The organism is Eubacterium sp. BL-380-WT-2B (assembly GCF_009696115.1).
GTDB lineage: Bacteria > Bacillota > Clostridia > Eubacteriales > Eubacteriaceae > Eubacterium > Eubacterium callanderi.
In genome coordinates, this window is record NZ_VUMP01000001.1 from 90542 (window position 1) to 109641 (window position 19100).

General features: G+C 42.1%; 18 protein-coding genes. 14 read left to right on the plus strand and 4 right to left on the minus strand.

The genetic code is table 11. From position 1 onward, the window contains the following. Positions 1–2: 2 nt before the first annotated feature. The 4 genes from FYJ53_RS00490 to metG all read left to right on the plus strand — a co-directional run bounded on the left by FYJ53_RS00490 (position 3) and on the right by metG (position 5433). The gene (locus FYJ53_RS00490; protein ID WP_148430547.1) at positions 3–902 is read left to right on the plus strand and encodes a D-isomer specific 2-hydroxyacid dehydrogenase family protein; all 900 of its coding nucleotides are present in this window, start codon (positions 3–5) and stop codon (positions 900–902) included. Positions 903–1354: 452 nt separating this feature from the next. Further along, positions 1355–2668, plus strand: coding sequence for a sodium-dependent transporter (locus FYJ53_RS00495; RefSeq protein WP_013378632.1), 1314 nt, complete (start codon positions 1355–1357; stop codon positions 2666–2668). Between the two features lie 79 nt (positions 2669–2747). After that, positions 2748–3494 (plus strand): nickel pincer cofactor biosynthesis protein LarB, encoded by a 747-nt coding sequence (larB, locus tag FYJ53_RS00500; protein ID WP_148430549.1) that lies wholly within the window; start codon positions 2748–2750, stop codon positions 3492–3494. Next, a complete protein-coding gene (metG, locus tag FYJ53_RS00505; RefSeq protein WP_154556945.1) occupies positions 3451–5433 on the plus strand; it encodes a methionine--tRNA ligase in 1983 nt (660 codons plus the stop codon). The genes larB and metG overlap by 44 nt, the downstream gene beginning before the upstream one ends. A 125-nt stretch (positions 5434–5558) precedes the next feature. On the opposite strand, the gene FYJ53_RS00510 is transcribed toward metG, so the two are convergent. Next, positions 5559–6215, minus strand: a complete 657-nt coding sequence (locus FYJ53_RS00510; RefSeq protein ID WP_013378635.1) for a TetR/AcrR family transcriptional regulator — start codon at positions 6213–6215, stop codon at positions 5559–5561. 244 nt (positions 6216–6459) lie between these two features. Between FYJ53_RS00510 and FYJ53_RS00515 the strand changes: the two genes are divergently transcribed. The 7 genes from FYJ53_RS00515 (at position 6460) to FYJ53_RS00545 (ending at position 11959) form a co-directional block, all read left to right on the plus strand. Beyond that, the gene (locus FYJ53_RS00515; protein ID WP_148430241.1) at positions 6460–7620 is read left to right on the plus strand and encodes a uroporphyrinogen decarboxylase family protein; all 1161 of its coding nucleotides are present in this window, start codon (positions 6460–6462) and stop codon (positions 7618–7620) included. A 49-nt stretch (positions 7621–7669) separates the two neighbouring features. Beyond that, positions 7670–7816 (plus strand): hypothetical protein, encoded by a 147-nt coding sequence (locus tag FYJ53_RS00520; RefSeq protein ID WP_154556881.1) that lies wholly within the window; start codon positions 7670–7672, stop codon positions 7814–7816. Between the two features lie 24 nt (positions 7817–7840). After that, the gene (locus FYJ53_RS00525; protein WP_013378638.1) at positions 7841–9253 is read left to right on the plus strand and encodes a DASS family sodium-coupled anion symporter; all 1413 of its coding nucleotides are present in this window, start codon (positions 7841–7843) and stop codon (positions 9251–9253) included. A 22-nt stretch (positions 9254–9275) separates the two neighbouring features. After that, positions 9276–10448, plus strand: coding sequence for a uroporphyrinogen decarboxylase family protein (locus FYJ53_RS00530; RefSeq protein ID WP_148430243.1), 1173 nt, complete (start codon positions 9276–9278; stop codon positions 10446–10448). Positions 10449–10471: 23 nt separating this feature from the next. Continuing rightward, the gene (locus FYJ53_RS00535; RefSeq protein ID WP_154556882.1) at positions 10472–10609 is read left to right on the plus strand and encodes a hypothetical protein; all 138 of its coding nucleotides are present in this window, start codon (positions 10472–10474) and stop codon (positions 10607–10609) included. A gap of 277 nt (positions 10610–10886) precedes the next feature. After that, entirely contained in the window at positions 10887–11204 is a 318-nt protein-coding gene (locus FYJ53_RS00540; RefSeq protein WP_256168581.1) for a CD3324 family protein, read from the plus strand. A gap of 203 nt (positions 11205–11407) precedes the next feature. Continuing rightward, entirely contained in the window at positions 11408–11959 is a 552-nt protein-coding gene (locus tag FYJ53_RS00545; RefSeq protein WP_013378644.1) for a DUF1062 domain-containing protein, read from the plus strand. Positions 11960–12094: 135 nt separating this feature from the next. Here FYJ53_RS00545 and FYJ53_RS00550 read toward each other — a convergent pair whose 3' ends face one another. Continuing rightward, the gene (locus FYJ53_RS00550; RefSeq protein ID WP_148430244.1) at positions 12095–12598 is read right to left on the minus strand and encodes an HD domain-containing protein; all 504 of its coding nucleotides are present in this window, start codon (positions 12596–12598) and stop codon (positions 12095–12097) included. Between the two features lie 434 nt (positions 12599–13032). Between FYJ53_RS00550 and FYJ53_RS00555 the strand changes: the two genes are divergently transcribed. Then, positions 13033–14238, plus strand: a complete 1206-nt coding sequence (locus FYJ53_RS00555; protein ID WP_148430245.1) for an ammonium transporter — start codon at positions 13033–13035, stop codon at positions 14236–14238. Positions 14239–14300: 62 nt separating this feature from the next. Here FYJ53_RS00555 and FYJ53_RS00560 read toward each other — a convergent pair whose 3' ends face one another. Together FYJ53_RS00560 and FYJ53_RS00565 are read right to left on the minus strand one after the other, a co-directional pair. After that, positions 14301–15449, minus strand: coding sequence for a M20 family metallopeptidase (locus FYJ53_RS00560; RefSeq protein WP_148430247.1), 1149 nt, complete (start codon positions 15447–15449; stop codon positions 14301–14303). A gap of 176 nt (positions 15450–15625) precedes the next feature. Continuing rightward, on the minus strand, positions 15626–16285 hold the full coding sequence (locus FYJ53_RS00565; protein WP_013378649.1) for a TetR/AcrR family transcriptional regulator: 660 nt from the start codon (positions 16283–16285) through the stop codon (positions 15626–15628). Positions 16286–16490: 205 nt separating this feature from the next. Here FYJ53_RS00565 and FYJ53_RS00570 point away from each other — a divergent pair, with 205 nt between their 5' ends. Beyond that, complete coding sequence (locus FYJ53_RS00570; protein ID WP_013378650.1) at positions 16491–17885, plus strand: MFS transporter; 1395 nt, start codon at positions 16491–16493, stop codon at positions 17883–17885. A gap of 61 nt (positions 17886–17946) precedes the next feature. Next, the gene (locus tag FYJ53_RS00575) at positions 17947–19092 is read left to right on the plus strand and encodes a uroporphyrinogen decarboxylase (protein WP_148430249.1); all 1146 of its coding nucleotides are present in this window, start codon (positions 17947–17949) and stop codon (positions 19090–19092) included. The last annotated feature ends 8 nt before the right edge of the window (positions 19093–19100 follow it).

A 19100-nucleotide genomic window follows, 5' to 3' on the forward strand; every position in this document is an offset into this window, starting at 1 on the left:
GTATGTTCAAAAAAATGGTGGCAATTGAACGGTTAAATCTGACACCGGAAGCTGAAAACAGGCTTTCACAGTATGCAGAAAAGGTACAGTTTTACTACAGTATTCCAGAGGATAATCCGGCGATTATCAAACGGATCGGCGATGCCGACGCGGTACTTCTGAGCTATACAAGCCAGATTGACAGTGAGGTGCTGAATGCCTGCCCGAATATTAAGTATATTGGGATGTGCTGCAGCCTGTATGCGCCGGAGAACGCCAATGTGGATATCGCTGCGGCAGAGGAAAAAGGAATTGTGGTTAAAGGGGTCCGTGATTATGGCGATGAAGGCGTGCCAGAATATGTAATCAGCGAGCTTGTACGTTTGCTGCATGGGTTTGGCGGCACTATGTGGAAGAGCTTTCCGATGGAACTGACAAATATAAACGTTGGTATTATGGGATTGGGAACCAGTGGGACAATGGTCGCTAAAGCTTTGAAATTCTTTGGTGCAAATGTGCATTACTATAGCAGGACAAGAAAACCAGATGTTGAAGAGCAGGAAGGTTTTATATGGATAAACAAGGAAGGATTGCTTGAAAAAGTTGATATTCTGTGTACATGTCTCAATAAAAATGTCATTTTAATGAATGAGCGTGAGTTTGAAATTTTTGGAGCTGGAAAAATTTTTGTTAACACATCAATCGGTCCATCACACAATATTAATGCTTTGAAAAGATGGCTTAGCAATGAGAAAAATTATGCCTTGAGCGATACGGCAGGCGGGCTTGGTGCAGAAGAGCTGCTTAGGTATCCAAATGTGTTTTGTCCAAATAAAACCGCAGGGACATCAACACTATCTAAAGTTCGGCTGAGTGAAAAAGTGCTGGAAAATCTTCGTGTTTATTTAGAAGCTCCCCTTTGATAAGAAAAGTCTAAAAATATTTTCAAGTATGACACAGAATATATACAAAAGAGCTGGTCAGAGCCCTTTTGTATAATAAATAAAAGAGAATAGCAAAAAAGTAAAGCAGTGCAGATTGCTGATTATTGGAATAGACGCACAGCAAAGCTTTTCTTTAAGGGTTATCTTTCACTAATCTCTCTTGTACTAATAATACCACGGTTTTTATAATTAGCAAGTCTATTTTAAAAATTCATTTTATTTCTCAAGAAGATCGAGTTTTATCGGCATGATTAGTGAAAATCTATTAATTTGACAGTAATTGGTAAAGTGTTTTAAAAATCAGGAGGTTAAAAATGTCGATTGGTACTTGGATTATGTTGATATTTTACGGCGTTGTTCTCGGTGGAGGCAGTATTGCCCTAATTGCGCATTCGTTAAGGAATAAAGAGATTTAGAAGAGGAGAAATAAAATGAGTGATAAAAAAAGCCGTGGGGCATGGGGATCACGGATAGGCTATATTCTGTCAACCCTGGGGATGGCGATTGGCGTCGGCGCGATGTGGCGTTTTCCAATGCTGACTGCAAAGTATGGTGGAGGCGCATTTGTCCTGGCGTTTTTTCTAATCAGTATTATTATTGTAATCCCGGCCGCTTGGGGAGAAGTTGGACTGGGAAGACATACAAAATCCGGTGTGGCCGGTGCGCTTGAGTCTCTGGCCGGTAAAAAAGGAAAAGTGATCGGAACATTCATTGCACTGATTCCGCTTTTGTTAATGTTCTATTATCCTGTTATTATGGCGAATGTTGTGCAATACATTTATTATACTGTTGCAGGGTCGCCGTTTCTGGCAGATCCTGAAGGATTTTACAATGTTGTTGCAAACAATAAAATCGTCGTGTTTCTGGTGGTTGCCGGGCTTGATATTCTGACAGGTGTTATCTGTCTGGGCGGTATCAAGGGCGGTATTGAAAAGGCGTGTAAAATTCTTTTACCGGCATTGTTTGTTATTCTGGTCGTTTTGGTTGTCCGTATCTGTACACTGCCAGGGATTATGGAAGGGATTGAATTTTATGTCCGTCCAGATTTTTCACAATGGGCAAATCCAAAGCTCTGGGTTGAAGCGGCCGGTATGGCGTTGTTTGCAATAGGCTGCGGGCCGGGCTACCTCATAACCTTTGGGAGCTACTGCTCCGACAAAGCGGATATCGGGACAGACCTGGTAACTGTCAATATTACCCAGATGCTAATCTGTGTTTTAAGTGGCTTTGCCATGATTCCCGCGGTTATTCTTTTTGGAATGAACCCAGACGCAGGCAGCGGTCTTATTTTCATGGTATTGCCGAAGGTTTTTGAACAGCTTGCTGGCGGTCCTGTCTGGCTGGTGTTTTTCCTGATTGCATTACTATTCGCTGGTTTATCCACCACTATTTCCGCCTGGGAGGTTCCAGTTACTGTTTTAATTGACAGCTTTGGAATGAAGCGGAGAACAGCGGTTATTATCGTGACACTTGTCGCTATTATCGGCGCGGTTCCATGCATCTGGATTTCTGAATTCTTGGAACATTTCGACTACTTGGTTGGGACATTTCTGTATACCGCCGCTGCCACTGGCCTTGCTGTTTACCTGGCATGGTTCTATAAGGCAAAGCGGGTACGTGAGGAGTGGATTAATCCGACCTCTGTTGTCAAATACGGAGCATGGGAAGATGTTTTATACAAGTTCCTCACTGTGCCGGTATTCATATATTTCCTTGCGACAGGGTTTATTGGCTTTTTCAGCTAAACAGGTTGTTTTGCAAGTAACAGACTGGAAAGGATTTTTCCTTTCCAGTCTTTCATCTAAAAAGAACAGAGGACAGAAAATGAATGCAAAAAAATTAAAAGATTTATTAGGTGAGGTAAAGAGCGGTCAAACCAGTGTTGACAGCGCTTTTGAAAAAATAAAGGATATACCATATCATGATCTGGAATACGCAAAGGTCGACTATCATAGAGAATTGCGCAATGGTTTTCCGGAAGTTGTGTACAGCCCTGGGAAATCCCTTGAGCAGGTCCGTGGCATTGTCAAGGATATGATTGAGCGTACAGATGGGAATATTATGGCAACCCGGGCTGACGAGAATGTTTACAAAACCATCGCGGAGCTTTCTGATGAAACGAAGTATTACGAGGATGCCAGAATTGTTGTTGTCAAGCGGCAGGCATTTAAGGTGAGTGAAAAAAGTATTACAGTCGTATCCGCAGGAACTTCGGATATCCCGGTGGCGGAGGAAGCGGCAGTCTGTGCGGAGGTCATGGGAAATTGTGTGGATCGGATTTATGATGTCGGAGTTGCAGGTATCCACAGGCTGCTTGACAATGTAGAACGGATCAACCGTGCAGGTGTGATCATTGTCATTGCCGGGATGGAAGGCGCCCTGGCAAGTGTGGTTGGCGGACTGACGGATAAACCAGTCATCGCCGTACCTACGAGTATTGGATACGGTGCGAACTTTGGCGGTGTTTCGGCATTGCTGGGAATGCTGACATCCTGTGCCAGCGGCATTGGGGTTGTGAATATTGACAATGGGTTCGGCGCGGCCTGCCTGGCGTCAAAAATTAACAGGTAAAGAGGAGACAGAATTGAAAGAAAAGTATTATGTTACAACGCCCATCTATTACCCGAGCAGTGACCTGCATATCGGCCATACCTATACAACTGTGGCGGCAGATACCCTCAAACGCTTTAAGGCGCTTCAGGGCTACGATGCTTACATGATTACAGGGATTGACGAGCGCGGACAGAAGATTGAAAAGGTGGCAGAGGAAAAGGGCATGTCTGCCCAGGCTTTTGTGGACGAAGAGGCTGCGCGTATCGCTGAACTCTGGAAGCTGATGCAGATTGATCATGGCCAGCTCATTCGCACCACAGATCCCGAGCACATGAAAACCATTCAGCGTATTTTTAAAAAGCTCTATGACCAAGGCGATATCTACAAAGGAAAATATGAGGGCTGGTACTGTACCCCGTGTGAGTCCTTCTGGACAGAAAGCCAGATCGTCGACGGAAAATGCCCGGATTGCGGCCGGCCAGTGGAGATGGCCTCAGAGGAGGCTTACTTCTTTAAAATGTCCAAATACGCAGACCGTCTGCTTGAGCATATTGAAACCCATCCGGATTTTATTAAACCAGAGTCTCGGAAAAATGAAATGATCAATAATTTTATCAAGCCTGGCCTTCAGGATCTCTGTGTCTCACGAACCTCCTTTAGCTGGGGTGTTCCGGTTGATTTTGACCCTAAGCATGTCGTCTATGTCTGGATCGATGCGCTGCCAAATTATCTGTCAGCCCTGGGTTATCTTAATGATAAGCCTGACCTGATGGAACGGTACTGGCCAGCCAATGTGCATCTGGTAGGAAAAGACATCATACGCTTTCATACCATTTACTGGCCCATTATGCTGATGGCGCTGGATTTGCCGCTGCCCAACCAGATTTACGGGCATGGATGGATATTACTTAAGGGCGGAAAAATGTCAAAATCGGTTGGCAATGTCGTAAACCCTGTAGAGCTGGCCGGTAAATACGGAGTGGATGCCCTGCGCTACTACCTGCTCAGGGAAATGAAGGACGGTGCAGACGGCGTGTACAGTGAGGAGCTGCTGATAAACCGTATCAACTCGGACCTAGCCAATGACCTTGGAAATCTCCTGAGCAGAACCGCAGCAATGACTGTGAAATATTTTGATGGAAAAATACCCGGGCAGCGGGAAGCCGCCGCGTTGGATTCTGAGCTGATTGAACTGGCACAGGACACCCCAGAGGTTTTTGCGGGGTATATGGACAAGGTGGATTTCAGCAGAGCATTGGAAGCGGTTTGGAGATTGGTCGGCCGAACCAATAAATATATTGATGAAACCGAGCCATGGATTTTGTATAAAGACCCGAAAAACCACAGTCGTTTGGCGGCAGTTATGTATAACCTGACAGAGGCTCTGCGTTTTACGGCCGTTATGGTAGGTCCGGTGATGCCGGAAACAGGCAGAAAAATACTTGAAAGCTTAAGCGTGCCAGAAACACTGAGAACCTGGAAAAGCCTTGAGGTGTTTGGACAATATCCAGAGAACATCAAGATAGAAAACTGCGATGTGCTGTTCCCAAGAGTGGAGACAGAAAAGCAGAATAAGAAAAACAAGGCGGCGCAAAAGGAAAAGCAGAAGAAAGCTGAAATACAAAACAGCGATAAGATTACTATCGATGATTTTTCAAAGGTAGAATTGAAAATCGGCGTGATATTAGCCTGTGAGAAGCATCCGGACGCGGATAAGCTTTTGGTTTTTCAAATTGATTTGGGCAGTGAGAAACGTCAGATCGTTTCAGGAATTGCGGAATATTATAAACCGGAAGATCTGATTGGAATGACGGTTGTGGTATGCGTTAATCTCAAACCCATTGTGCTGCGCGGCGTAGAATCCAATGGAATGATTTTGTCCGCCATCGGGGGGAAAAGACTTTCGCTGCTGACAGTAGAGGATTCCACAATGCCGGCAGGAAGTAAGGTGTGTTAAGGGAAACGGCACTTGCTGTCTGTTTAAAATAATACAAGCCAGTATCTTTAGATGCTGGCTTGTATTATTTTAAAAGAGATAGAGTTCTCGATTGTTGTAGAGCAATCCGACCACAGCTGAAAATTTTAAATCAATAGCCGGATTTGTGAAAAGTCGTTCTTCCGTTCAAACTCCATTGCGTTAAACAAGAAGGCGCGCATCAGGTTTTCATCAATTTTATAGAGCCGGCATCTGAAAATATTGATCGTTGTAAAGTAATCCCAAAAATCATTTTCCTCTGGATTTTCGATCATACGGATCGTAAGTTCGCGGCGCAGGCCATACTCGGCGTATAGAATGTCCTGAAGCTCCTTTTCAGAAATATCCAATTTTAATTCGGTAATAAACTGCTTTACAAAACGGATTAAATTATTGTCAAGGTAGAGTGATAACTGTTTTTTTTTCAAATTGTCTAAATAGAATCTTGTCGTATTTTTGTCCCGGAGCCGTGCGCGGAAGTCGACGAGACTGTTGATGGTGTTCCGTTCGAGTGCAGAAGTTTTATGTTCAAGATGAGTTGACACAAAAGTATAGGATTCTAAGAAAAGATCATCATAGATCGCTTTGACAAGGTCATCTTTGGTTTTATAGTAATACGCCAAATTACCTGTCCTTATATCAATTTTTTCACAGATTTCTTTTATCGTTGTTTTTTCATAGCCTTTTTCATAAAAAAATTCTTTTGCTGTTTGAAGAATTAACTTTTGGGTTTTTAAACCTCTCTTAGATTTCGATACAGCCATTTTTTTCAGCCTACTTTCCAGATTTTCTTTTACTTGTTTAAGCCCATTATACTACAGCATTACTATATTTATCCATAATTTATCATAAAAATCTGAAGAAAATGCCTGAAAACACTTGTTTTCACATTCTTGAAATAGGTTTTTTAAGAAAAAATATAAAAATATTGACAAAAAAAGAAATATAGGTATAATTTAATTATAATTAAATAGGCGAAATTAATAAAAAGCCTAAATTGGAGGAGAAATGGGAGAAAGAAAATTTACAGAAAGTCAGGCTGAAAGGATAAAATTATTTCAAGACGTTTATGAGGGAAGAATTCCTAAACGGGTTCCTGTCGAGGTGTCGGTTTCATGGGAAGCGGCAATTCGGTATTCCGGTCTTGAACTGAAAGAAGCGCAGTGGAATACAGAACTTTACGGGGTTTTCTTTGATAAGGTTTGCAAGGAATTTAACACGGATAAATCGCCGATCATGCCCACATTGAGAAATCCGGCTCATTACTGGCTGCTTGGTTCAAAGGCAATTATAATGAGTGAATCCGGCTATATGCAGCATCCTGAAATATATTGCCTGGAACCGGAGGAATATGATCTTTTTATTGAAGACCCATACCAATGTATGGTTGAAAAACTTCTTCCACGGCTTTATGAAGGGCTGGACGCCGGTAAAGATGAAAAGGCGCTGAATTTAGCCCGGGCTTTTCATGCGAAGAACAGAACGGGTGCAGTCATGGGAGCAACCATGGCGGAGATGATTGAAAAATATCAGTTTGCTGCTTTTCCAGCAGGAGGGATGACCGAGGCGCCCTTTGATTTTCTGGCGGATTTCATTCGTTCTTTTAGCGGCATTGCAAAAGATATACGAAGATATCCGGAGAAGGTGCTTAAGGCGTGTGATGCAGTTCTGCCGCACATGCAGAAATTAGCGGTTGTGCCGAGTTCCTCCCGGTATTCAAGAACCTTTATACCGCTGCACATGGCTCCGTTCATGCGCCCAAAAGATTTTGATCAATTTTGGTGGCCAACCTTTAAAAAATTAATGGATTATATCGCTGAGAAAAACGTAGGGGTAAAGGCCTTTGTGGAACATGACTGGGGAGATAAAATTGATCATCTGGGTGAACTCGGCAACCGAGTTGAGTTTCAATTTGAATATGGTGATCCCCAAAAGATTAAACAGACATTGGGAAATAAGCATATTATATCGGGATTATATCCGATCACCCTGCTCCAGACTGGTACCGAAAAAGAGTGTACCGATAAGGCAAAGGCTTTGCTCGATGTACTTGCTCTGGATGGCGGATATATTTTTAATACAGATAAAACAATATACTCTTTAGAAGGTAAAATCGCGGATAACCTCAAAGCCGTAATTGAAACTGTGAAAACCTACGGACGCTATTAAATGTATACGGCAGAGGTAGAGACAATATAATGACAGGAGGTGAAAACAAATGCAGCCCGCATATTATCATAACTATGAGGAAGAATGTAAACGTAGCAGCTCTCAATTAAATTCAGACGATGAATTTGATGCGTCACAGTATGTTCAGCCCTATGAAGAAGATTTATACCGGTTTATTTTCAGTTTGTTTTTATAGAGTGCATAAAGAGGAGGATCCGAAATGCAGCAGGATAACAAAATAAAAAAACAGCAGATAATTGGCATGCTGGTCAGCATTGCAATTGTTATTATTATGTATTTTATGCCGGCACCGGCAGATCTGGGTGTAGCTGGATGGCGAACGATCAGTATTTTGCTGGTCTTTCTGATTTTGCTTGTAACCGAAGCCTTTCCGGCTGGGGTTATCTGTATCATTACTCTGATATTGATGCCTGTATTGGGAGCGGTTCCAAGTATTGGAGATGGGTTTACAGGATTTGCGAACCCTGTTACCTTTTTCATTCTGGCATCCTTTGGGATTTCAGCGGCGATCGCTAAAATGCCGATTGCCCATCGAATTCTATTGGTTATTATCAGACTGTTAAAAGGGAGTACCCGGGGAATTATCTTTGGAATCATGGTGTGTACAGCCCTGTTCTCATCCATGGTATCGAATATTCCGACGACGGCCATTTTTATGGGAATCGCATTGGGGTTCCTTGATATTTTTGAAGATGAAGATGAAAAGAAGCGAACCGGTAAGGCGCTGATGATTGCCATTCCAGTCAGCGCAATGGTTGGGGGCGTTATGACGCCGGCCGGCTCATCACTTAACTTGCTGGTTATCGGTATGCTTGAGCAAATGACAGGTATTACAGTCAGCTTTGTTCAATGGATGGTGTTTGGAATACCGCTTGCGATTGTGATACTTCCGGCTGCTTGGCTGATTATTACCAAGGTTTATCATCCGGCAGACATGGACCCGGATCGTTTGAAGGCCTATGTCAACACGTTAAATACACATGACAAGATGGACATAAAGGAAAAATTTGTTATTCTGGTAACGTTGATCATGCTGGTATGCTGGATCGCCAGTTCCTGGTTCCCTGTATTTAATGTGACAATGGTCGCTTTGTGTGGATTATTCTGTCTCTTTTTACCAAAGATTGGTGCGCTCACATGGGATGAATTTGTAAAAAGTGTCAGCTGGCAGGTCTTCTTTCTGGTGGGTACGGTGCTTACACTGGGTACGGCCATTTCAGCCAATGGGATTGGAAACTGGCTGGTTGCGTCGTTTATGCCGGAACAAATGAGTATCACAGGGCCAATTCTTATTGCAATCTGCGGCTTCATTGGTTTTGCGATGCTGATTGTTGTTCCAGTCGCTCCGGCGTTTATTGCTGTTTTAGCACCAGCCATGATTTCTGTTGCTGCAAACTGTGGATACAGCCCGGCAATTCTGATGATTATTCTCGGGATCTGTGCTGGTAATGCCTATTTACTGCCGCTCGATACCGTTCCAATGATTACCTATTCCAAAGGTTTTTACAAGATGAGCGAAATGCCGAAATCAACCGCCCTTATTCAGGTAATACTGGTTGTTTTGATGGCAGTATGGTTCCCGTTAGCTGGCAGTATTGTTGGATTTATTTAAGGACATGAGGTGAAAGTTTAAAATGGAAAATAAAAATAGCGGATATCAAAAACGACTTGAACGCTGTGAAAAAGCAATTCAGAGAAAAGTGCCGGACAGGGTTCCTGTTGTGGCGAATATTTATGCATGGGCAGAAAACTACTATGGCTACAGCGTCAAAGAGGTTTATGACACAAAACCAGAACTGACCTATGATGTCCATTCGCGTCTGGCTAAAGAATTTGATTTTGACGCATTCTTTACCATGGGGAATAATGTACCGATTCCAGCTACAAACGCGCTTGGAGGCGGACATTATATCGTAACGGAAAAGGGCCTGCAGGTTTCAAACCTCAGTTGTAATGTTATGAATGAAGATGAGTATCCATTGCTGGCAAAAGATCCAGCTGCCTATTTCCGTGATTATTTACTGCCCCGAAAGTATCCTGTCCTCAACGAGACCGGAGAAAAGGCTTACGAGGCTTTGTGCGAGGCCTTTGATAAATTTGGCTGGTATATGAAAAAAACAATTGAAGCCAATATGCGCATTGAGGCAGACGGCTATCCAGTGCTGTCAAACGGAGCTATTAACCACCCATTAGACAGTATTATGGATTTTTGCAGAGATTTTTCCGGAGTTATGACGGACATCCGCAGACACCCAGATGAGCTGAAGCACGCCATGGAAAGCTTTAATGATTTTCTTATTCATAATAGTTGTGATGGATACAGGAAGCGGGAAGATTCCGCACACTTTCTGTTTTGCGCAACACATATCGCGCCATTTTTAAAACCAAAGGATTTTGAGGAATTCTATTTTCCTTATTTCCGCGCGCAGCTGGATTATGCAATGAATACCTGCGGCTATACCGTGGGGGTGTTTATGGAGGGCAACTGGGAGCCATACTACGAATTGCTCCAGGAGCTTCCGGATAATGATGGGAAGCTGGTCTGTCTGCAGGAGAACGGCGATTGTAAAAAGTTTAAAGAAAAGCTTGGCAATAAGCTTTGTGTGTGCGGCGGTATTCCGATCAGCCTCTTGGCATTCGGAAGTGAAGAAGAAGTGAAGGATTGCGTGAAAAGGATGATTGATGACTGCGCAGCGGACGGCGGGTTTATGATCAGTACAGACAAAGGGATTCTCACTTTAGGAGATGCAAAGCCTGAAAATATCAAAGCAATGATTGAGGCAGTCAAAATGTATGGAACTTACTAAAAAGCTGTTTGTGAGGTGGAAAAATGGAAAGCACGCGAAAAAATAATACCGTAAAAGAATTATTCGAACGTCTGAAGCAAGAAAAGACAGATAGTGAAATGCAGGAAATAGAGAGAGATAAAATAATGGATAAATTGATTTTTATCCTGACTAAGAATTGATGGGGAAGTACATAGAAAGCCTATTTGCAGTGTCAAAGGGTGAAGCTGGCTTAGATTGTGAAGGCATAAAATAATATCATACTTGAAGACAAACCTCATTTTCCTTTAATAAAAAAGAATGAGGTTTTGTCTTTTTTTAGATTGTGATAAAATTGGACAGGAAAAGAACAATGAAGAAGGAGGGGTGAAGTTTTATGCTTAATCCTATCGTTATGGTTGCGTAGGCAGAGCTGTCGCAACGGTTTATAAATTGAATAAATGCTTGTCGGTAGCTTTGCTGTTCCCGTTTGAAAAACAATATCAGGAGCGCAAAATGAGCTATAAGAAAGCAACACATATTCTGCCGCGGGAGCTTCTGGAAAAGGTTCAGGAGTATATTGACGGAGAGTTTATCTACATTCCGAGAATTTCTGACAATAAAAAAGTCTGGGGAGCATCAACCTCGACCCGTCAGGAATTGAAGGACCGGAATACCAATATTTACGCAGACTATCTGGCCGGAGCGTCTATGGAAGTTCTGGCGGAGAAATACTTTTTGAGCCTGAAGAGTATCCAGAGAATTGTCGGGCAGTTAAAAAAAGAGAATAACGGCTAATGACAGCTGATTCAGTTTTACAGACTGGGTCAGCTTTTTTCTTATGTTTATTTATGAAAAGAGTATTAGGTAGGGCGTACAGAAGCATCATGCTACAATGGATTCATAAAAGAAATACGAATCAGGGAGGCACAGGATGAAAAGAATTTGTGACAATCCACCTTATTAGGCTTCTTTCTTATAATAGTGAAAGGAGCCAGACAATGAAAAAAATTATCTGGAAAATAGAACCCCTTGGGCTGCCCCTGGTGTTGAGGCATTGCAAAAAATGTGGTAAAACGTCAGAGTTTAGCTGTTCGGGACAATTTCGTGTTAATGCCCAGCGGAAATATCTGGATATTTGGCTGATTTACAAATGCGCAAAATGTGACACAACCTGGAATGCGGCGGTTTATTCGCGTGTTTCGCCACAGGCGTTGAACGCCAATTTGCTGGAAGGCTTTTACAGCAATGAAGAAGGGCTTGCCCGGCAGTATGCCATGGATTTTCAATTTCTGAAAGGAAACGGCGCCGATGTCCTTCGGCCATCCTGCTCTGTTTTAGGCGATATTCCCGCATCCGGAGAAGTATCAGAGGTGGAGATACAAAGCGAATACCCGTTTCCAGTCAAGGTTTCCACACTGGTGCGGGATAAGCTGTGCCTGTCACAGAAGGATTATCTGGAACGAGTCACAGAGGGCAAGATCAGGAGCAGCGCAGGTCAGGACCTGCGGAAATGCAGGCTGAAAAATGGAATGGTCCTTATTTTTCAGTAAGACAATAAATTTCAATTCAACAGACATACGCTGGATAATACCATATGGAGAAGAACCTCTTACATTGGGTAAGAGGTTCTTCTTTTGTGAATTAGAGACAGTGCAGATCTGCCCGCTGAGAAAACAGTTGACGGTTTAAGTGCGATGATCTTTCAGGTACAGGCGTTCAAGGAGATATTTTCCGGTTTGTGTTTTAAAATATCGGCTGCCAAAGCTTTGGATTGACTCAGGAGACAGGCTGTGATCATAGGCGTTGACAAGAAAATCCGCTTCGATAAGAACCTGATAATCTAAGCCTGCAATGGTGTTATAGGTATGGTGATGAGCAACAAGATAGCAGACACGATCAATGATATTCGATGGATAATCAAGGTTTTCAAGTACCTTTCGGGCTTCAGCGGGGCCTTCCTGCTCTTGCAGCTTGCCGTTACTTTGACCATATTTTGCCTCACTGATCTTACTTCCGATATCGTGGACAATTGCAGTGGTTTCAAGGATAGTCGCCGTGCAAGGGTCAAGCTGCTCACAACTGCTGATAACTTGGGCAAATCCCAGTACTTTGAGAAAATGATGGATTCGTCTTGGGTCATTTGCCAGGTAATCGCTCATCTCGAGAATCAATTGAGATTGGTTAAGCATTGTATATTCCTTTCTTTGTTTCGATAAAGATTATTGCAAGTATACATTGCAAAGCAGTAAAAAGACAGCGTATTTGCAACGGAATAGTGAAATTTGTCATAAAATGCGGTTTTACACAAAAAAAAGGGAGTTTAGCGTGTGCAGAAAGGCTTTAGAGGGATTTGTTGGGTGGAATTTTCAAATTATTTTATAATAAAGGTCATGGAAATCAATTTTTATGACTTAAAAAATAATTTCACAAAAATTAAAAAATCATAATTTATGAGAAAAGATAATAAGCAGTTAAACTTTGCACTAGAAAAGTAAAAATTCAACAAAAATAATTATAAGATTTATAAAGATAAAATTTATAGAGAACTCATTTGACAGACAAAGTAAAAGCTGATAATCTTGAATATAAATTTTGTATGATTTTATGAGGAGAAAAGGGAAGTATGATTAATTTTGCGGATACAGGATTTATTCTTGTCTGTGCGGCAATGGTGTGCCTGATGACACCGGCGTTAGCTGTTTTTTACGCAGGGCTGCTGAGAAAAGGAAATATTGTTGATATTATGTTTCAGTGCTTTATTGCCATGGGTATTGTAACGGTTCTTTGGTTTATGGGTGGTTTCAGCCTGATTTTTGGCGATGATGTTTCGGGAATAATCGGTAATCTGGAATTTGCATTTCTACAGAATGTCAGTCTCGCGCCCTTGGCACTCTGGGCTCCGACCATTCCGTTTATTGCATTTTTTGTCTTTCAGCTGATGTTTGCGCTGGTGACGCCTGCGCTCATCTGCGGCGCGGTGGCAGAGCGTATGACACTTAAAAGCTATATGGTATTTCTGACGCTGTGGAGCCTTCTGGTTTATATTCCGGTAGCGCATTGGGTATGGGGCGGAGGATTTCTGTCTCAGATGGGTCTGGCAGATTTTGCCGGTGGTACAGTGGTTCATATGAGCGCAGGATTCTCGGCTTTGGCGGCAGTGCTTGTAATCGGCGGACGAAAAAAACGTGATTATACTCCGCATAACATGGTCTATGTCGCTATTGGCGCAGGGCTTTTATGGTTTGGATGGTTTGCCTTTAACGGAGGAAGCGCCCTGGCGGCCAATGAAATTGCAGCAATGACCATCACCAATTCACAGATTTCGGCGGGCTTTGGACTTATGACCTGGGTAATTGCCAGCTGGATACAGGAAAAACATCCCAGTGTTCTCAGTGCAATGATGGGGGCTTTGGCAGGGCTGGTATGTATAACCCCGGGGTCAGGATTTGTGGAACCGTGGGCGGCAGCGATAATTGGTGTCGCGGGCACGCTGTGCTGTTATGGAATGATTCAGCTGCGTATTAAAAAGAATCTGGATGACACACTGGATGTTTTTGGGCTGCATGGAGTCGGAGGCACCGTTGGCATTATTATGACGGGTATTTTCGCGAGTCCTGCAATCAATGCTGTAACAGGTGCGGTTTATGGCAATCCAGGGCAGCTGCTGACACAGCTTGCGGGCGCGGTTATCGTCATGCTTTACAGCTTTGTGCTAACCATTGTCATGCTTAAAATAATCAGCTGTTTTACACCCCTGAGGATTTCAGAACAGTTGGAATCAGTTGGGATTGACGAAGCATACTATCAGGAAAAAGGAATGGTGGAATAGAACCGGTTCATATTTTACCGCCCTGCCGTATTGGCAGGGCGTATTGTTTTTTGAAAAACAGCTTAGACAAACAGCATCCTGTCTGCCAGGTCGGTCAGTACATTTTCGCATCGGGCGATATCGGCCAGAGGAACGTACTCATCGGGTTTGTGGGCCAGTTCAAGGTCGCCGGGGCCGTAGGAAAGGCAATTGTGGTTATTCAGTTTTCCCGCGATAACGGCGGTATCGGTATAGCCTGGGAAAAAGCTGACTTGGGCAGGGCTGCCGGTTACGGCTGCGCAGCTTTCTCTCAACATTTTTAAAAGGTAGGAGTGCCCATCTTTTTCAACAAAAGGACGGTCACCGGTAATTTTATAATGACCATGGACGCCAGGAATCTGCTTTTCTGCCCGGCATATGGCTGATTTTACAATGGATTCCGCAGCAGCAGTGGTGATAGGCGGCACGAGGCGCATATCAATGGTGACTGTGCAGTGGTCCGGGACTACATATGGGCGATAGCCGCCATTGATCTGCCCGAAAGTGACTGTGGAGCGGCCGAGGTCATGATGGGGTGCTGTTGCCTCAATTCCTTTCCGCACAGCAACGATCATTTCTGCCATGGCAGAAATGGCGTCCGCCCCTTTCCAGGGTGTGCTGGCATGGGCGGTTACGCCGTCTGCCGTCAGTTCAAACCAGGTGCGGCCTTTGTGGGCAACCTGAATTTGCCCGTTTGTGGGTTCGGTGTCCAACACCCAGCTTTTTTCAGTTACCCAGCCTGAGGCGATGGCAGCTTCCACACCGCGCATATAGTCTTCTTCATCGATTGTTCCGATGAAAACAAAGGAGTGGCGCGGTTGTTTTCCAGAAACAGCGGCTTTTAGAAAAGCGGAAAGGGCGCAGGCCAGGCCGGATTTCATATCGCAGGCGCCTCTGCCGTAAAGCCGTCCGTCTTTTATTTTGGCAGAGAGTGGCGGAATACTCCAGCCCTCTCCCAATGTCACTGTATCCATATGGCAGATATAAATAAGCGCTGGATCGTCAATTTCTCCTTTGATTTTGCCCATGACATTAAAACGGCCGGGCAGAACCTCTTCTTTGACAACAGGAACGCCCGCTGATTCCAGAAGCTCTGCGATTTTAAGGCTGATGGCCCCCTCGTATGCGCCGGGATCTGAGCTGTCGATACGGACAAGCTCTTGGGTCAGTGTCTGTGCGTTTATGATATGCATAAAAGCCTCCCAATTGTTCGATAAATTCTTTTTATATTATATAATAAATTTTCTAAAATAAAAAGAATAACAATAAAAGATTCTTAAAGAATTGCAGTATTGTGGCTTGCAATGTAAAAAAGATACAAATTAAAAAAGCTCTATATCAAATTAAGAGGGATATAGAGCTTTTTTAGTTATACAATTTGAAAATAAGGTTTAATTTTAAAGTTTAAATCTTGTATGATTTTATCAGCGTCTTCTAAAATTTGTTCGATTTTTGTTTCTGGCAGATTCATAATTTTAAACACAATTGTTAAACGATATTTCATAAATTGTTCATATGTACAGTTTAAATTCCCGTCAAAAAAAGCGACAACTAATGAAGTAGCAGCACCGCGAATAGCATAGGTCAGTAATTGTACTTCATCAATATTTTCATCAATATCTAGATGGTATTGTTGATGAATCAGACGATTATAGTTCAAAGATGGTTCTACAGAAAAAGAGGTGAACCCGCAATTGATCAGTTCGTGATAAAATCGGTAAGCGTTCTTATCCTGATGGTACATCTCCAAAAGCATACGAATTTGTACAGCGGATACTGTAAGAAAATCTTGTGTTCCATACGTAATCATGATTCTTTCTGAAATTAGTTTTCGTATTGTACTAATATAGCGAGAATAGACTTCGTTGGCTAAATTAACCTTGTTTTTAAAATAATATGAGATTGTTGGTTTTGTGACACCGCACTCATTGGCCAGATATTCAAAAGAAGTTTTTTGATAGCCCTTTTCATAGAAAGATATTTTTGCTTTTTCTAACAATAATTCGCGTATTTCGGTTTTTTCGGCCATTATACACCTCCATATTTTAGTATTTTAGCATAGTTTTTTTCATTTTTCTAATAATATTAAAAAATAAAATAAAAAAATGTTGATTTTACGATAAAAACATGATACCATAACCTTACTTTACATGTAAAGTTAAAATATAACATGTAAAGTAAAAAGTTTGTTTTTCCGGCCGGAATTCAAATAAAAAAGATGGAGGTGTAAAAATATGAAAAAGCCATTAAGTAAAACTCTAAAAAGGTTTTATGGAGTTGGTGACTTTGGTTTTTGTATGATGACTGCTGCTGAGTTGTCTTTATTTATGCTGTTTTTGACGGATGTTGCTAAATTCCCTTTAGGAATAGTTGCAGCCATAACAACGATAACGGGGGCTGTAGATGCAATTATTTCGCTATTTAGCGGGGCAATCGTAAATATGGTTAAGCCAATGAAGTGGGGTAAAATTCGATCGTGGTTGTTGATCTGTCCGCCAATTGTTTTAATGACTTTTATATTTCAGTTTTCTAAGATAGGTTCAGATATAACTGCTGCAGTAATAGTTTGCTTGGGATTTATTATTAGCCATGCTGCCTGGAATTTAGCTACAGTTGCAAACGTTTCGCTTGTTCCGATGCTTTCAAGTAATGAAGATGATAAAATTATTCTTACATCGCGAAGAGGTATGTTTAATAATCTTGCGAAAGTATTCTTTTCATATATCGGACCGCCATTGGCGATTTATCTTGGATTTGCTTTGCATAATGAAGTAACAGGATATACAATACTGGCTGGCCTTTGTGCATTGTTATTCTGCATAGGTTATTTTGCGCATTTTAAAATGACAGAGGGATATGAGCCAACTCAGGAGGAAATCAGGAAAGAATCGAATGGAGAGAAAGTTAAGGCAAAAGACTTAATAAGGAATTTTCTCACCAATTATCCTTTAATGGTTATTATTCTTGCAGATACCGGGAGAACGCTTGTTAATATGCTAATGTCAGCTTTGGCTGGTTACTATTATAAATATATTGCAGAGGATATGGGATTATTTCCGTTACACTTGTTTATCACAGCATGTGCAGCAGTGCTGGGCGCTTATTTTGCTAAGTTTATTGGTAAAAAACTCCAGGCGAAGATGTCCTGTGTCATTTTGTTTGCAGGGATTACTGTTTTCTTGGTATTAGGGCGTGTTTTTTATCAGAATGTTCCAGTGTTTATGTTCTGCTTATCAATGGTTCAATTTTGCGTAGGTGGGCTTCAGGCTCTTACGGTAGTTCTTTACAGTGATACGATTGTTTATGGTGAGTGGAAAACTGGTAAAAATACGGCATCTTTTATTATGGGAATGATTGTTGTACCTTCTAAGATATCGCAGATTTTGAAAGGATTGATTATTGCCTCCGCATTGGCGGCTGCCGGCTTTGTGGCAGGAGCGGCGCCAACGCCAGAGCTTCAGGTTGGGATTGCCAACGCATACATTATTTTTCCGGCGACAGGTGCTCTGATCGCTTCCTTATTAATACTTTTCGGGTTCCGGTTAAATTCTAAAAAAGTAGCAGAGATGCAGCAGGAAATTGATGAAAGAAAGTGTACATCAGCTGTAAAAACAGAACAAATTAAATAAGTTTAAAAGAATAAATTATGCGAATAATTGTAACTGTTTTTTGAAGCTGAGAGGAGTTAAAATGATACAACAAAAAATAAATGAACGGCAACAGCTTTTTAATGATGTTATCGACAATAAAATACCTAAAAGAGTACCTGTTATGGGGAATATCATGTATGAAGCAGCCATTGAGTATGCTGGATTTGATTTAAAGCAAGGACAATGGGACAGCGAAATTGCGTATAAAGTGTTTAAAAAAATAAATGAGGATTTTCAAACAGACGCACCCTGTACGAGTCCGACAATGCGTAATCCGCTATTTTATCAAATTTTAGGGGCAAAAAGTTATGTAATGTCAGAGACGGGGGTAATGCAGCATCCTGAAATTACAGCTATGGAACCAGATGAATACGATGATTTTATAAAAGATCCGTTTAAATTTATGTGTGATATCTTGTTACCCCGGTTGTATACGGAGTTGGACACTTCTCCAATGCAAGCAGCGATGGTTTTAGCAAAAGCATTTAAAGCAAAAACAGATGAAGATAATATTGCCCGGAAGGCCAGTCGTGAGGCAGCGGAGCCTTATGAGTATGCTGTGATTGGCGGTGCGGGATTCGGTGAAGCACCCTTTGATTTTCTTTCGGATTTGCTCCGATCATTTACTGGAATTTCTAAGGATATAAGAAGATATCCTGATAAAGTGAAACAGGCATGTGATGCTGCCGTACCATTAATGGAAAAGACGCTTATTCCACCTAAGCCGATGAAGTATCGTTATGCGAGTGTACCGCTGCATATGGCGCCTTATTTAGGAGATAAATCGGTAAACGAATTTTTCTGGCCATCTTTTGAAAAATTAATTTTCAGGTGTGTGTCGGCAGGACAGACATTACACCTTTTTATGGAGCAGGATTGGATGCGTTTTTTAGATAAGCTCAATGAGTTGCCAGGGCGGATGTACATGCGCTTCGAGTATGGAGACCCTCAGCTAACAAAGAAAAAGATAAATAAACATATTATTACAGGATTTTATCCAACCGTCCTGCTTCAAACAGAGACAAAACAAAAGTGTATTGATAAGGCAAAGGAATTACTGGATATTCTCGCGCCTGACGGAGGATACATTTTTAATGTTGATAAAAATATTATGTCATTAAAAGGTTCTGTTGCAGAGAATTACCGTGCGGTGCTGGAGTATGTTTCGTTACATGGTAATTACTAGGAGGAGAA